The organism is Saccharopolyspora flava, from assembly GCF_900116135.1.
GTDB classification, from domain to species: domain Bacteria; phylum Actinomycetota; class Actinomycetes; order Mycobacteriales; family Pseudonocardiaceae; genus Saccharopolyspora; species Saccharopolyspora flava.
Map to the genome: position 1 here is coordinate 567211 of NZ_FOZX01000001.1, position 14636 is coordinate 581846.

The window sequence follows — 14636 nt, forward strand, 5'->3', positions numbered from 1 at the left end:
GCCTGGCACCACGACATCCGGCCGTGGCACCGGTCGTCCAGGGTAGTCATCGCGATCAGTTGATGTCGGGGCGCCCCCGCCCAACGGGACGCAGGTCACGTCTCGACGTCCAGCCGCAGGCCACGGGCCACCTGCGAGCGGGTGAACAGGTGCACCCGGCGCCAGCCCGGCAGCGTCTCGCCGGCCAGCAGCCGCCGGTGCATCCGCTCGGCGCGCAGCACGTGCCGCCGGAACGAACCCGAGCGGATCAGCCTGCCCCGCGCCCGCTGCCCGTCCAGCGCCGAATCGGGGTCGACGTGCAGCCACACCAGGACCGTGCGTCGCCCGCTGAGCCGGGCGAAGACCAGCAGCAGCGCCCGGGTGCTGGCCCGGGTCGCGGGCTCGTGCGCCACCACCGGGCCGCGCGCCACCAGGCAGGACCAGGCGATCCGGGAGCGGTGCACCAGGTGCACCACCGGCCGGTAGAAGCGGTACGGGATGCCGGGCGAGAGCTCCCGCAGCCGGGCGCGGACCTGCTCGGAGTCGAGCCGGACGACGTCGGCATCGGCGCGCAGCTTGGCCAGCACGGTGCTCTTGCCCGCGCCGGGCACGCCCGCGAGCACGACCAGGGTCCGACGGCCCACCCGCACCGAGGGCGTGGGGTCGGCGGAAACCGGGGATGCGTCCGAAATGTCCACGACCGCTCCAGATTACGCGCGAACGATCATGGACGGGCGAGATCGTGATCACGCGAGAGACGAGGCGGCCCGCTCCCCCAAGGGCGGGCCGCCTCGTTCGAACTCCCGGTGCGTTACGGGGTACCGCACCCGGTCATCGCGTGGGAGGCATGTTCCCCCTGCCTCCCACGCACCCCCGCGATCGCGGAGACGCCGGCGAGCTCGCCCGACCCCCAGTACGGGCGCGTTCCCCGGCTCCTCCCTGATCACCGCGTCGCACCATGAAGTCTGCCCGGACCAGCGGCGATGCGAGACCGTGAAGATGCCCGAGTAGGCCTGCGTAGTTGTACGCATCCCGGCCCCGGGAACCTGCTGAGAACGCGCGAAGGGCGCCTCCCGACACGAGGTCGGAAGGCGCCCTCCGGCACTGCTCTGCGATCAGATGGCGGCCACGCCGGTCTCACCGGTGCGGACGCGCACCACGCTCTCCACGGCGGTGACCCAGACCTTCCCGTCGCCCACCTTGCCGGTGCGGGTGGCGTTGACGATGCCCTCCACCACCTTGTCGACGTCGGTCTCGTCGACCAGGACCTCCACCCGGGACTTCTCGACGAAGTCCACCGAGAACTCGGCGCCCCGGTAGACCTCGGTGTGGCCCTTCTGGCGGCCGTAACCCTGGGCGTCGCTGACGGTCATGCCCAGCACGCCGAGCTTGCCGAGTTCATCCTTGAGATCGTCCAGCTTCTGCGGCTGAACGATGGCGGTCACCAACTTCATGCGCGGCTGCCCTCCAGCTTGCGGTCTTCGACGTCGCCGGCCGAAGCCGAGGCGCGGCGGGTGGCTCGACCGTCACCGAAGTGGTAAGCGGTCTCGGCGTGCTCGGTCTCGTCGACACCCTCGGCCTCGTCCTCCTCGCTCAGCCGGAAGCCGATGGTCGCCTTGACGATCAGGGCCAGGATCAGGCTGAGCACGAAGGAGTAAATCAGCACCGCGAAGGCTCCGACAGCCTGTCGCCACAACTGATCCACACCGCCGCCGTAGAACAGGCCGGCCACGCCCGCCGGGGCCTCCGCCGAGGCGAACAGACCCACCAGCAGGGTGCCCATCAGACCACCGACGAGGTGGACGCCGACGACGTCGAGCGAGTCGTCGTAGCCGAACTTGAACTTCAGGCTCACCGCCAGCGCGCAGACCGCGCCGGTGATCGCGCCGACCGCGATGGCGCCCAGCGGCGTCACCGAGGAGCAGGCCGGGGTGATGGCGACCAGACCGGCCACGATGCCCGAGGCGGCGCCCAGCGTGGTGGCGTGGCCGTCGCGGATGCGCTCGACCAGCAGCCAGGCCAGCATCGCCGCGCTCGTCGCGACCAGGGTGTTGACCAGGGTGAAGGCCGCGGTGTTGTCGGCGGCCAGGGCCGAACCGGAGTTGAAGCCGAACCAGCCGAACCACAGCAGACCGGCGCCGAGCACCACGAACGGCAGGTTGTGCGGCTTGCCGACGCCCTTGGGCCAGTTCTTGCGCTTGCCCAGCACCAGGACCAGCGCCAGCGCCGCGGCACCGGCGTTGATGTGCACCGCGGTACCGCCGGCGAAGTCGATCGCGGCCAGGCGGTTGGCGATCCAGCCACCGACCGCGGTCACGTTGCCCGCGTCGTCGGTGTCGTCGAAGTCGAAGACCCAGTGCGCGACCGGGAAGTACACCACGACCGCCCACAGCGCGGCGAACAGCAGCCACGGGCCGAAGCGCGCGCGGTCGGCGATGGCGCCCGAGATCAGCGCGACCGTCAGGATCGCGAACATCGCCTGGAAACCGACGAACGCCAGCGACGGGATCGTGCCGGACAGCGAGTCCTCACCCAGCAGCCCCGACAGACCGAAGTTCTCGAAGGGGTTCGCGAGCAGGCCCAGACCACCGAGGTCGGTGGAGAACGCCATCGAGTAGCCGAACAGCACCCACAGCACGCCGATCACGCCGATCGAGCCGAGGCTCATCATCAGCATGTTCAGCACGCCCCGGGACCGGACCATGCCGCCGTAGAAGAACGCCAGACCTGGTGTCATCAGCAGGACCAGAGCGGCGCTCACGAGCACCCATGCGGTGTCGCCTGAATTCACATTGCCTCCCCGTGCGGACCGAGTTGGGCCGCATCTTGGGAAATGGCTGTTTCAGACGCACCGTCGTGGTGTTACGAGGGCATGAAAAGGACTGCCTGCGGGGTTACGCCGACATGTCCACGTCAATTCCGTGTTACGCGGCCGATCACCGACGGGACCTGGACCGGTCGCCCGACCGAGAGCCCGCACGCCAACCAGCCCGCTGAGCAGGCCAGGATCAGCACCAGCGGCACCGTCCAGGCACCGGTGAGGTCGTGCAGCAGACCGATCAGCAGGGGGCCCGCCGCGGCGATGAGATATCCCCCACCTTGTGCCATACCGGACAAGGCGGTCGTGGTGTCGCTGTCCGGCGACCGCAGCCCCAGCAACGTCAGCGCCAGGCCGAACGCCGCGCCCTGCGCCAGGCCCAGCACGACCACCGCGGGCCAGGCCAGCACCGGCGGGCCCAGCAGGATGCCGCCGAAACCGGCCATGAGCATCAGCGACAGCACCACGATGATGCCCCGCTGATCGCGCAGCCTCCGGCACAGCACCGGGATCGACATCGACCCGGCGGCCTGGATCGCCGCCTGCACGCCCAGCGCCAAGCCCGCCAGCTCCGGGCTCATGCCGCGGCTCTGCAGCATCGTCGGCAGCCAGCCGAACACCACGTAGGCCAGCGAGGACTGCAAGCCCATGAACACGGTGACCTGCCAGGCCAGCGGGCTGCGCCAGAGCAGCCCCGGGCTGACCGGCTTCGGCGCGGCCACCGCGCTGCCGCGCACCACGACCAGGCTGATCACCAGGGCGATGAGCACCGGCACGGCCAGCAGCCCCAGCGGCGCCCGCCACTCCGACCCCACGGCGTGCCCGATCGGCACCACCGAGGCGGCCGCGATCGCCCCGCCCAGCGTCAGGCACATCGTGTAGACGGCGGTGACCACCGGGACCGTGTGCGGGAAGTCGCGCTTGATCAGCCCCGGCACGGCGACGTTGGCCACGGCGATGCCCGCGCCGACGACGACCGTGCCCGCCAGCAGCGTCGCGATGTCGCCGAAGGCGCGCAGCGCGTTGCCGATCACCAGCACCACCAGGCAGCCCAGCAGCACCCGCTCGTCGCCGAAGCGCTGCCGCAGCTTCGGGGCGATGAACGCGAACGCCCCCAGGCACACCACCGGCAGCGTGGTCAGGACACCGCTGAACGTGCCGGACACGCCCAGGTCCCGCTGGATGCGATCCAGCAGCGGCGCCACCGCGGTGAACGGCGGCCGCAACGCCAGCGCCACCAGCACCACCACGACCACCGTCGCGATCGCGGTGACCCGCTGAGTTCGCGGCGTTCCCCCCTGGACTCCGGTGTCCACGCAACATCCCTTCGATGAGAAAGAGCTGGTCCGCGACGAGATCCGCTCCCGGCGGCGTCGCGGGCACAACTCAACTACATGGAACGCCCGTACCACAAACTCCCGAGCAGTGAACCTCTGCACACCTCGCGGCGGAATTCTCCCGAACCCACCAAAACCCCCGCCACCAGCGACGACGAAGCCCCCGGCCGGAGACCGGGGGCTTCGGGTGAGAGCGGTGTCAGTCCAGCAGGGCGTCCACGAAGGCACCCGGCTCGAACGGGGCCAGGTCGTCCGGGCCCTCGCCGAGACCGACGAGCTTGACCGGCACGCCCAGCTCGCGCTGCACCTGGAAGACGATGCCGCCCTTGGCGGTGCCGTCGAGCTTGGTCAGCACGATGCCGGTGACGTCGACGACCTCGGAGAACACCCGGGCCTGCATCAGCCCGTTCTGGCCGGTGGTCGCGTCCAGGACCAGCAGGACCTCGTCGACCTGCGCCTTCTTCTCCACGACGCGCTTGACCTTGCCGAGCTCGTCCATCAGGCCGGTCTTGGTGTGCAGCCGGCCGGCGGTGTCGACCAGGACCGCGTCCACGGCGCTGTCGCCACCCCGGCTGACCGCCTCGAACGCCACGCTGGCCGGGTCGGCGCCCTCGTTGCCGCGCACCACCTCGGCTCCGACGCGCTCGCCCCAGGTCGCCAGCTGCTCGACGGCGGCGGCGCGGAAGGTGTCGGCCGCGCCCAGCAGCACCGTGCGGCCGTCGGCGACGAGCACCCGGGCGAGCTTGCCGGTGGTGGTGGTCTTGCCGGTGCCGTTGACGCCCACGACCAGCAGCACCGCGGGCTTGCCGCCGTCGGCCGGGTCGCCGTGCGGCAGGGCGCGCACCGAGCGCTCCATGTCCTGGCCGAGCGCGTCCACGAGCACCTCGCGCAGGACCGCGCGGGCCTCCTCCGGGCTGCGGACCGCGCGCGAGGCGATCTCGCCGCGCAGCCGCTCGATGATCTCGGTGGTGGTGGCCGCGCCCAGGTCGGCCATCAGCAGGGTGTCCTCGATCTCCTCCCAGGACTCCTCGTCGAGGTCACCCGCGCCGAGCAGGCCCAGCAGGCTCTGCCCGAAGGTCGTGCGGGAGCGGGAGAGCCGTCCGCGCAGCCGCTCCAGGCGACCGCTGGTGGGCTCGATCTCCTCCGGCTCGGCCGCCGGCTTCTCCGGCTTCTCCGGCTCCGGCGGCGCGACCGGCTCAGCGGCGGCGGGCTCCGGCTCGGGCTGGGCCGGGACCTCGGGCTCGGCGGTCGGCTCGGCCGCGGGCTCGGCGGTGGCGGTGTCCTCGGGGAGCTCGACGTCGACGATGCCGCGCCGCTCGGTGTCGCGCGGGACCGCGGCGTCGTCCCCGACGCCCGGCTGCCCCTCCACCTCGGTGCGCTCCTCGACCGGGTGCTCCGGCGCGGAGGACTCAGCGGTCCGGGCGGTCTCGGGTTCGGCGGTGGCGGCGCCGCTGGCGAAGCTGAAGCCGCCGCCCGCCTGGTAACCGCCGCCCTTGACCTCGGGGCGGGCTTCGGTCTCGTCCTTCTCGCGGAGGCTGATCCGCCGGCGGCGGTTGAGCACCACGCCGGCGACCACGGCGAGAGCCAGCACCAGCGCGACAACGACGACGATCGCAATCAGGGTTGAGGTGGTCACCCGGCCATCCTCCCACCTGCTCTAACCGCCTCCACCAGCACCTGCCGGGCGGTTCCGTGAGCAATTCACCAACAATGCGTGCCAAGTGCTTGCTTTTTCATGGCCGAGTGCAATACACCACAGTCATGCGCTGGTGGCGAGTGGTGGGGCTGCTCTCGGGGACCTCGATGGACGGCATCGACGTGGCCGCCACCGAGATGGCCCTCGACGGCGACGCGATCGAACTCCGCCCGCTCGGCGACGACACCCTCGACTACCCCGCCGGCCTGCGCGAACAGCTCCTCGCCGCGCTGCCGCCCGGCCGGATCGACGCCGAGACCGCCTGCCGCCTCGACACCCGCGTCGGCCAGGCCTTCGCCGACGCCGCCCGCCTCGGCGTCGCGCTCGCCGGCGGCGAGGCCGACTTCGTCGCCTCGCTCGGCCAGACGCTCTACCACTGGGTCGAGGGCGACCGCGCCCTCGGCACCCTGCAGATCGGCCAGCCCGCCTGGATCGCCGAAGCCACCGGCCTGCCGGTCGTCGCCGACCTGCGCGCCCGCGACGTCGCCGCCGCAGGGCACGGCGCACCCCTGGCAGGAGTCCTCGACGCCCTCTGGCTCGGAGGTTCCCGGTTTCAAGGGAAATCGGGGACACCGGAGGCGTCGGGCGTTCAGGTGGCGGTGAACATCGGCGGGATCGCGAACATCGCCGTGGTCGGCGGGCCCGAGCCGCTGGCCTACGACACCGGGCCCGGCAACGCGCTCATCGACCTCGCCGCGCAGCGGCGGGCCGGTCGCGCGCAGGACACCGGCGGGGCGCTGGCCGCCTCCGGGACGCCCGACGCGGAGCTGCTCGCGATCCTGCTCGACGAGCCCTACTACGCGTTACCCGCGCCGAAGTCGACCGGCAAGGAGCACTTCAACGCCGACCACCTCGACCGCGCCCTCGCCGAGCTCGGCAGGCCGATCGGCGACGGCGACCTGCTGGCGACGCTCACCGAGCTGACCGCCCGCACCGTCGCCGACGCCTGCCGCGCCGAGGGCGCCGACCGGGTCGTCGTCTCCGGCGGCGGCGTGCACAACCCCGTGCTGCTGGCGGCACTGCGCCGACAACTGGACGTCCCGGTGCTGGTCAGCGACGATCTCGGGATGCCCGCCGACAGCAAGGAAGCCCTGCTCGCCGCGCTGCTCGGCTTCCTCACCTGGCACGGCCTGCCCGGCAACACGCCCGGCACCACCGGGGCGACCGGCCCCCGCGTCCTCGGCAGCATCACGCCCGGCCGCACCGCCCTGCGGCTGCCCGAACCCGTCACCCACCCGCCCCGGCGGCTGATCGTGCGATCGGCCGCGACGCACTAGGAGGCCAGATGCGAGCGCTCGACCTCGTCGTGATCGGGTTGTACCTGATCGCGATGCCGGCCCTGGGACTGCTGCTCAGCGGCAAGCAGAGGAGTTCGCAGGACTACTTCGTCGGCGGCAGGCGACTGCCCTGGTGGGCGGTGTGCTTCTCGGTGGTGGCCACCGAGACCTCCACGCTGACCGTGATCAGCGTGCCGACGGTGGCCTACCTCGGCAGCTTCACCTACCTGCAGCTGGCGATCGGCTACCTGATCGGCCGCATCATCGTCTCGTTCGTGCTGCTGCCCCGGTACTTCGCCGGGAACCTGGTCAGCGCCTACGCGTTCCTCGGGCAGCGCTTCGGCAGCGGGTTGCAGGGCACCGCGTCGGTGACGTTCCTGATCACCCGGCTGCTGGCCGACGGTCTGCGGCTTTTCGCCACCGCCATCCCGGTCAAGGTGATGCTGGCGGCCTTCGACGTCCACCTGGCGTACTGGCAGATCATCGCGCTGCTGTCGGTGCTGACCGTCGTCTACACCTACTTCGGCGGCATCCGGGCCGTGGTGTGGGTCGACGCCATCCAGATGATCGTCTACGTCGGCGGCGCGATCGTGGCCGGGATCATCCTGTTCGGCGAGCTGCCCGGCGACTGGTTCTCCACCGCGATGAGCGAGGGCAAGTTCCAGCTCTTCGACTTCTCCTCGTCGATCATCACCGACCAGTACGCGTTTTTCACCGCCGTGATCGGCGGCGCGGTGTTCGCGATGGCCTCGCACGGCGCCGACCAGCTGATGGTGCAGCGGCTGCTGGCCTGCAAGGACCTCAAGGACGGTCGCCGCGCGCTGATCGCCAGCGGTGTCGTGGTGGCGCTGCAGTTCGCGCTGTTCCTGTTCATCGGCACCATGCTGTGGGCGTTCTACAAGGGCGCCACCCCGGACTCGATGGGCCTGTCCAGCTCCGACGAGCTGTTCCCGCGGTTCATCGTCAACGACCTGCCGCCGGGCATCTCGGGCCTGTTCATCGCCGGCATCCTCGCCGCCGCGATGAGCACCCTGGCGTCCTCGCTGAACTCGCTGTCGACGTCCACCGTCAGCGACCTCTACCAGCGGCTGTCGAAGAAGCCGCTCGACGACGCCTCGGTCCTGAAGATGGGCAAGGTGTGGACGCTGGTGTGGGCGGTGGTGTTCGTGGTGTTCGCGTCGATGTTCACCAGCACCGAGAACCCGGTCGTCGAGGTCGGTCTCAGCATCGCCAGCTACACCTACGGCGCGCTGCTCGGCGCGTTCCTGCTGGGACTGCTGGTCAAGCGCGCCCGGCAGGCCGACGCGATCATCGCCTTCGTCGCGACCCTCGCGGTGGTGCTGTACTTCGTCGTCGGCGTCAGCTTCCCCGACGGCGAAGGCGGCGAGACGTCGCTGGCGTTCCCCTGGTACACGCCGCTCGGCGTGATCGTCACCCTCGTCGTGGGCGGCCTGCTGTCGCTGCGCCACGGCAGCGACACCGAGGAGCGCGCGGCCGCCGAAACCGCCTGAGCCCCCTGCGCGAATGGCCCCCGGTGCGATCACCGGGGGCCGTTCGCGCGGGAGGCGTCAGAGCGCCAGCGGGAGCAGGCCGAGCAGCAGGACCAGGACGAACACGGCGATGGACACGCCGATCGTCAGGCCCATGCCCGGGGTCTCCTGCGGCGTCGGGCCGATCGCGCCGTCGACGAAGACCATCGCGGGAGCCCGGTAGAAGACGTCGAGCTGCTGGCCCGGGCCGACCGGGATCACCGCGGTCGCGTAGCCGATCTTCCACAGGTAGTTCACGTGCACCTGGATCTGGTGCTGCCCCGGCGGCAGGTCGATCGGGTTCTTGCCCCAGGTCAGCACCGGACCCGGCTGGCCGTTGATCGTCACCTGCGGCTTGAACAGCAGGAACGCCCAGCCCAGCCAGTGGAACGAGCAGTCGATCAGCAACCGGCCCATGCCCGGCGGAGGCGGCGGGAACTGCGGCGGCATCTGCTGCTGGGGCATCTGCTGCTGGGGCGGCATCGGCTGCTGCGGCATCGGCCCCGACTGGGGATAACCCTGCTGCGGGTAGCCCTGCGGCGGCGACGGCGGCTGCTGCGGATACCCCTGCTGCGGGTAGCCCGGAGGCATCGGCTGCGGGGGCATCGGTTGCTGGGGCATCGGCCCGGACTGCGGGTAGCCCTGCTGCGGGTATGGCGACTGCCCTGGCGGCGGGCCGTACGGGTTGGTCATCACGATCTCCTAGTGCCACGACGCCGACGCCTCGCGAGATGCCGGATCGAGCCCATCTTCGCGCATGCGTTCCCCGGCTCCCGCACCCCCGTCCGCAACCGCTCTTCAGGTTCGCGCGCCGAAAGCCGATCAAGGGGCAATGGGAATGTTCGTCCGCGGCAAGCGGACTGAAGCGAGAACCGGCCGCGACGAGTTCCAGAGCAGGCTCGACGCCTACGCGGCCGGCGAGCTCGACGACGTCGACTGGCTGATGATGCGCACCCACCTCGCCGAGTGCGCGCACTGCCAGTCCCAGCTGCGCCGCCCCCAGCTGTGGAACCGCGCCGCACCGCAGCGCATCATCGCCGACCACGACACCGGCGGGCGGACCGCGCGCGAGACCGCTCCGGGCTGGACCATCCTGCTCGGCGTCGTCCTGGTCGCGGCCCTGGTCGCCTTCAGCGTCGGCTACGCCCTCGGGGTCTAGTCCAGGACCGCGGCGACGTCGCCCTCCTCGGGCGTCCCCTCGGCGTCCGGGGCGGCCTCCGAGGCGGAGTCCGACTTGCCCTTGAGGCGCTGCGAGATGACCTGGGTGATGCCGTCGCCGCGCATGGTGACGCCGTAGAGCGCGTCGGCGATCTCCATCGTCGGCTTCTGGTGCGTGATGATGATCAGCTGCGAGGTCGCGCGCAGCTGGTCCAGCAGCGTGATCAGCCGGCGCAGGTTGGTGTCGTCCAGCGCGGCCTCGACCTCGTCCATCACGTAGAACGGCGACGGGCGGGCGCGGAAGATCGCCACCAGCATCGCCACCGCGGTCAGCGACTTCTCGCCACCGGACAGCAGCGACAGCCGCTTGACCTTCTTGCCCGGCGGACGCGCCTCGACCTCCACGCCGGTGGTGAGCATGTCCTCGGGATCGGTGAGCGTCAGGCGCCCCTCGCCCCCGGGGAACAGGACCTTGAAGACGACCTCGAACTCCTTGGCCACGTCCTCGAACGCCGAGGAGAAGACCTCCAGGATCTTCTCGTCGACCTCCTTGACGACGCTGAGCAGGTCGCGGCGGCTGTCCTTGAGGTCCTCGAGCTGGGTGGACAGGAACTTGTAGCGCTCCTCCAGCGCCGCGAACTCCTCCAGCGCCAGCGGGTTCACCTTGCCCAGCAGCGACAGGTCCTTCTCGGCGCGCTTGGCGCGGCGCTCCTGGGTGGCGCGGTCGTAGGGCACCGGCGGCGGGGCGCTGACCTCGTCGCCGCGCTCCTTGGCCGCCTCGTACTCGGCGACCTCGGCGGGGCTCGGCGGGACCGGCACCGTCGGCCCGTACTCGTCGACCAGGTCGTCCAGGCCGATCCCGAAGTCCTCGATGATCTTGGTTTCGAGCTGCTCGATGCGCAGCCGCTGCTCGGCCCGCACCACCTCGTCGCGGTGCACCGCGTCGGTGAGCTTCTCCAGCTCGCCGGACAGCTCCCGCACCCGCGCCCGGACCACGCCGAGGGCCTGCTCGTGCTCGCTCTGCTTGGCCTGCGCGACGTCGCGCTCCTCGGTCGCGGCCTGCAGCGACACCGTGATCCGCTCCAGCGCCGTCTCGGCTCCGTCGACGACGGCGCGGGTGACGCGGGCGGCGCGCTCGCGGGCCTCGCGGGCGGCCTCGGCCCGGGCGCGGGCCTCCCGCTCGTGCCGGGCGGCGCGGCGCAGCTGGTCGGCGCGGCCCTGCACGGCGCGAGCGCGTTCCTCCGCGGTGCGCTGGGTCAGCCGCGCGTCCATCTCCTGCTGGCGGACGCCGGTGAGCTCGGCGGAGAGCCGGTCGCGCTCGTCGGTGTCGGGCTCGGCGGCTTCTTCCTGCTCGTTCTTGACCGCGTCGAGCCGCTCCTCCAGCTCGGCGAGCTTGGTCAGCGACTGGTCGCGGTTCTGCTCGACCTTGACCCGCTGCTCGGTGATCCGCTCGACCTCGGAGGTCGCGTTGCGGGCGGCCCGCTGCAGGCTGGAGAGCCGCTCGGTGCTGCGGGCCCGGGCGACCTTGGCCTCGTTGATCTGCTCCTGCGCGGCGCGGGCCTCGGCGCGACGCGATTCCTCCTCGGCGCGAGCGCCTTCCAGCGCCGCCGAGTGCTGCTCCAGGCGCCGCTCGGCGGCGGCCAGCTCGGCCTCGGCCTCGTCGACGGCGGCACGGACCTCGATGACGCTCTGCTTGTCGTCGGAACCGCCGGTGGCCCAGTGCGCGCCGAGGACGTCACCCGCCGACGTCACCGCCCGCACGCCCGGCTGGGCCTGCACCAGGTCCTTCGCCGCCTCCAGGGTGTCGACCACGGCGACCCGGTCGAGCGCGCTGAGCACTGCGCCGCGCAGCTCGTCCGGAGCGCTGACCAGGTCGACCGCCCAGCGGGCGGAACCGGGCAGCTGCGGCCACTGCGCGCGGTCGACGTCGGCGTCGGAGCCGACGACCACGCCGGACCGGCCCGCGTCGTCGGACTTGAGCAGTTCCAGCGCAGCGACCGCGTCGGTGACGCCGCGGACCACGACCGCGTCGGCGACCGCGCCCAGCGCGGCGGCCAACGCCGCCTCGGCACCGGTCTCGACGGTGAGCAGCGCGGCGACCGACCCGAGCAGACCGGGCACCCGGTCCCCGGCCGCGAGCAGCGCGCCCGCGCCGTCCTTGCGCTGCAACCCCATCGACAGGGCTTCGACGCGGGCCTTCCACGAGGCGATCTCGCGCTCGGCGGCCCGCTCCTGCTTGACCAGTTCCTCGACCCGGGCGCGGGCCGCGTCGCGGGCCTGCGCGGCGGCTTCGCGGCGTTCCTGCAGGCCGGCGTCGTCGGAGTCCTGACCGCCGCTCTCCTCCTCGGCGTCGGCGAGCGCGCTGTTGGCCTCCTCCGCGCGGGCGGTGGCCTCCTCCAGGGACTCGGTGAGCCGCTCGATCTCGTCGGCGCTGTCGCTGACCTTGCCGCGCAGCGACTCGACCTGGCCGGACAGCCGGGCGGCGCCCTCGCGCCGGTCGGCGATGGCCCGGACCGCGGCCATGTGGGCCTGTTCGGCCTGCTTGAGCTGCGATTCCAGCTCGGAGCGGCGGTGCACCACGTCTTGGAGCGCTTCGCGCGCCTCCTCGACCTGCTCGCGGAGCTCGATCTCCTGCTCGGCGGCCTCTTCGGCCTCGGCGTCGAGCTGGTCGGGGTCGCGGCCGGTGCGCTGCTCCTCGCCCTGCTCGGTGAGGTGCCGGTGCCGCTCGGCGGCCAGCCGCAGCGTGCCGCGCAGGCGCTCCTCCAGCGCGGACAGCCGGTACCAGGTCTCCTGCGCCTGGTTCAGCCGCGGCGCGTCGGCGGCGACGGCCTCCTCGAGGGTCTTCTCCTCGGACTGGGCGAACTGCAGGGCCCGCTCGACCTCGGTGCGCTTGGCGCGCGCGGTCTCCTGGTCGGCCTCGTCGCGGGCCAGGTCGGCGCGGGCGGTGACCAGGTCGTCGGCGATCAGCCGCAGCCGCGCGTCGCGCAGGTCGGCCTGCACGGTCTGGGCCTTGCGGGCGATCTCGGCCTGCTTGCCCAGCGGTTTGAGCTGCCGCCGCAGCTCGCTGGTGAGGTCGGTCAGACGCGTCAGGTTCGCCTGCATCGCGTCGAGCTTGCGGAGCGCCTTCTCCTTGCGCTTGCGGTGCTTGAGCACACCGGCGGCCTCTTCGATGAGGCGGCGGTTCTCGTCCGGCTTGGCCTGCAGGATCGACGCCAGCTGGCCCTGACCGACGATGACGTGCATCTCGCGGCCGATACCGGAGTCCGACAGCAGTTCCTGCACGTCCATCAACCGGCACGAGTTGCCGTTGATCTCGTACTCGCTGGCGCCGTCGCGGAACATCCGCCGCGTGATGGAGACCTCGGTGTACTCGATCGGCAGCGCGCCGTCGGCGTTGTCGATGGTCAGCGTGACCTCGGCGCGGCCCAGCGGGGCGCGACCCGCCGTGCCCGCGAAGATCACGTCCTCCATCTTGCCGCCGCGCAGGTCCTTGGCGCCCTGCTCGCCCATCACCCAGCGCAGCGCGTCGAGGACGTTGGACTTGCCCGAACCGTTGGGGCCGACGACGCAGGTGATGCCGGGTTCGAAGCGCAGCGTCGTAGCCGAGGCGAAGGACTTGAACCCCTTCAGCGTCAGGCTCTTGAGATGCACGGCTGCCGTCGACCTCTCTACGTCGGATGCGCGACCACGTCCGGGAGACTCTATCGTCGATCGATCGGGATCCGACGCAGAACCGCTGGTTCTAGCGCTCCACGAAGCCGCTCAAGCCGCCCTTGGGCTCCATCCAGAGCTCGGCGACGTGGTCCACGCGGCCGGGCGTGCTGCCGGAGCGCAAGGCCTCCAGGAGCTTCTCGCAGTCCCGCCGGGGACCTTCGGCGACGACCTCGACGCGCCCCGCGGGCAGGTTGGTGGCGCTGCCGACCAACCCCAGCTCCAACGCGCGCGACCGCGTCCACCAGCGAAAACCCACGCCCTGCACGTGTCCGTGCACGCGTGCCAGCAGTCGTACCGGCTCCTGTTCCGTCACGGTCCCCGATGATGCCGCGCGGCCGACGAGGTCACATCACCGGCGGTTGATCGGGGCGAATCCGGCCCCCGGTATGATCCGCCAGATCCCGGCGCGCCCGGGACATCGGGGGACGAGGACGAACCGACACGAGTTGGGGCACCGATGGACCCGTTAGACGTGGAAGACCCGGACGCCCGGCCGAAGCGCCTGGTGATGCTCGCCGCGTCCGGCATCGCCGTCGCCACGATCTTCGCCACCACCGCCGTCGTCGTGGCCGGTTCCAGCGAGCAGCGGGAATCCGCCGGCCCGGACATCACGCTGCGCCCCTCGACCTCGCGCACCACCACGTCGTGGACCACGGCACCGCCGCTGCCGCCGGGCCCGCCGATCACCGGCACCACCAGCTCGGAGACCACCAGCAGCCACGAGAAGGCGACGACCACCCGCACCTCGACCTCGACCAGCCCGTCGACGACGCTGCCGCCTCCCCCGCCGCCCACGACCACGACGCCGTCGTCACCGCGCCCGACGCCGACCAGGCCGTCCCCGACTCATCCGCCGACGACGCCTCCGACCACCACGACCACGCCGAGCACGACCGAGACCCCGCCGCACGGCCCGAGCGCGAGCACGACCTCGAGCTGATGTCGCTGGCAGTGCACGCGTGCCGGTCGCTGTGCTCCTGGCACCGGACGCCCAAGGAACTCGACGGTCTTCCGCTGCTGGCGTGCCGCGGCTGCGGTTCGCAGTGGATCCGCAGCGAGGCGTGGACGCCGATCGACCACACCGGGCGGATTCCCGACGACGTGCGCGCCGAGCTCCGCGAGCGCTGA

13 protein-coding genes are annotated in these 14636 nt (G+C 71.8%); 5 read left to right on the plus strand and 8 right to left on the minus strand.

The features are described 5' to 3' along the window. Positions 1 to 95: 95 nt before the first annotated feature. The 5 genes from BM424_RS02575 to ftsY all read right to left on the minus strand — a co-directional run bounded on the left by BM424_RS02575 (position 96) and on the right by ftsY (position 5770). Positions 96 to 677 (minus strand): AAA family ATPase, encoded by a 582-nt coding sequence (locus BM424_RS02575; RefSeq protein ID WP_093413392.1) that lies wholly within the window; start codon positions 675 to 677, stop codon positions 96 to 98. A 417-nt stretch (positions 678 to 1094) separates the two neighbouring features. Then, positions 1095 to 1433 carry a P-II family nitrogen regulator gene (locus BM424_RS02580; RefSeq protein WP_093413393.1) on the minus strand — a complete coding sequence of 113 codons (339 nt, stop codon included), beginning with the start codon at positions 1431 to 1433 and terminating at the stop codon, positions 1095 to 1097. Continuing rightward, positions 1430 to 2770, minus strand: a complete 1341-nt coding sequence (locus BM424_RS02585) for an ammonium transporter (RefSeq protein ID WP_093413395.1) — start codon at positions 2768 to 2770, stop codon at positions 1430 to 1432. Before BM424_RS02585 ends, BM424_RS02580 begins: the two co-directional genes overlap by 4 nt. A gap of 122 nt (positions 2771 to 2892) precedes the next feature. Beyond that, positions 2893 to 4113 carry a CynX/NimT family MFS transporter gene (locus BM424_RS02590; RefSeq protein WP_245775560.1) on the minus strand — a complete coding sequence of 407 codons (1221 nt, stop codon included), beginning with the start codon at positions 4111 to 4113 and terminating at the stop codon, positions 2893 to 2895. Positions 4114 to 4333: 220 nt separating this feature from the next. Further along, the gene (gene ftsY, locus BM424_RS02595; RefSeq protein WP_093413396.1) at positions 4334 to 5770 is read right to left on the minus strand and encodes a signal recognition particle-docking protein FtsY; all 1437 of its coding nucleotides are present in this window, start codon (positions 5768 to 5770) and stop codon (positions 4334 to 4336) included. Between the two features lie 125 nt (positions 5771 to 5895). On the opposite strand from ftsY, the gene BM424_RS02600 reads away from it, so the two are divergent. After that, positions 5896 to 7107: an anhydro-N-acetylmuramic acid kinase gene (locus BM424_RS02600; protein WP_093413398.1), complete on the plus strand. Its 1212-nt coding sequence runs from the start codon at positions 5896 to 5898 to the stop codon at positions 7105 to 7107. 8 nt (positions 7108 to 7115) lie between these two features. After that, positions 7116 to 8618 (plus strand): sodium:solute symporter, encoded by a 1503-nt coding sequence (locus BM424_RS02605; RefSeq protein WP_093413399.1) that lies wholly within the window; start codon positions 7116 to 7118, stop codon positions 8616 to 8618. Between the two features lie 57 nt (positions 8619 to 8675). Here the strand turns inward: BM424_RS02605 and BM424_RS02610 are convergent, their stop codons facing one another. After that, positions 8676 to 9329 (minus strand): hypothetical protein, encoded by a 654-nt coding sequence (locus BM424_RS02610; protein WP_093413401.1) that lies wholly within the window; start codon positions 9327 to 9329, stop codon positions 8676 to 8678. Between the two features lie 139 nt (positions 9330 to 9468). Between BM424_RS02610 and BM424_RS02615 the strand changes: the two genes are divergently transcribed. Then, positions 9469 to 9795, plus strand: a complete 327-nt coding sequence (locus BM424_RS02615; protein ID WP_175547899.1) for a zf-HC2 domain-containing protein — start codon at positions 9469 to 9471, stop codon at positions 9793 to 9795. On the opposite strand, the gene smc is transcribed toward BM424_RS02615, so the two are convergent. Together smc and BM424_RS02625 are read right to left on the minus strand one after the other, a co-directional pair. Beyond that, entirely contained in the window at positions 9792 to 13445 is a 3654-nt protein-coding gene (smc, locus tag BM424_RS02620; RefSeq protein ID WP_093413404.1) for a chromosome segregation protein SMC, read from the minus strand. The genes BM424_RS02615 and smc overlap by 4 nt on opposite strands. Positions 13446 to 13536: 91 nt before the next feature. Beyond that, on the minus strand, positions 13537 to 13821 hold the full coding sequence (locus BM424_RS02625) for an acylphosphatase (protein ID WP_093413405.1): 285 nt from the start codon (positions 13819 to 13821) through the stop codon (positions 13537 to 13539). Between the two features lie 144 nt (positions 13822 to 13965). Between BM424_RS02625 and BM424_RS02630 the strand changes: the two genes are divergently transcribed. Then, entirely contained in the window at positions 13966 to 14448 is a 483-nt protein-coding gene (locus BM424_RS02630) for a hypothetical protein (protein WP_093413407.1), read from the plus strand. Beyond that, complete coding sequence (locus BM424_RS02635; RefSeq protein WP_093413408.1) at positions 14448 to 14636, plus strand: hypothetical protein; 189 nt, start codon at positions 14448 to 14450, stop codon at positions 14634 to 14636. Before BM424_RS02630 ends, BM424_RS02635 begins: the two co-directional genes overlap by 1 nt.

Coding starts and splice junctions, on each gene's coding strand:
- BM424_RS02605 (WP_093413399.1), top strand. CDS start 7,116: ATGCGAGCGCTCGACCTCGTCGTGATCGGGTTGTACCTGATCGCGATG.
- BM424_RS02600 (WP_093413398.1), top strand. CDS start 5,896: ATGCGCTGGTGGCGAGTGGTGGGGCTGCTCTCGGGGACCTCGATGGAC.
- BM424_RS02635 (WP_093413408.1), top strand. CDS start 14,448: ATGTCGCTGGCAGTGCACGCGTGCCGGTCGCTGTGCTCCTGGCACCGG.
- BM424_RS02630 (WP_093413407.1), top strand. CDS start 13,966: ATGGACCCGTTAGACGTGGAAGACCCGGACGCCCGGCCGAAGCGCCTG.
- BM424_RS02610 (WP_093413401.1), bottom strand. CDS start 9,329: ATGACCAACCCGTACGGCCCGCCGCCAGGGCAGTCGCCATACCCGCAG.
- BM424_RS02615 (WP_175547899.1), top strand. CDS start 9,469: ATGGGAATGTTCGTCCGCGGCAAGCGGACTGAAGCGAGAACCGGCCGC.
- BM424_RS02580 (WP_093413393.1), bottom strand. CDS start 1,433: ATGAAGTTGGTGACCGCCATCGTTCAGCCGCAGAAGCTGGACGATCTC.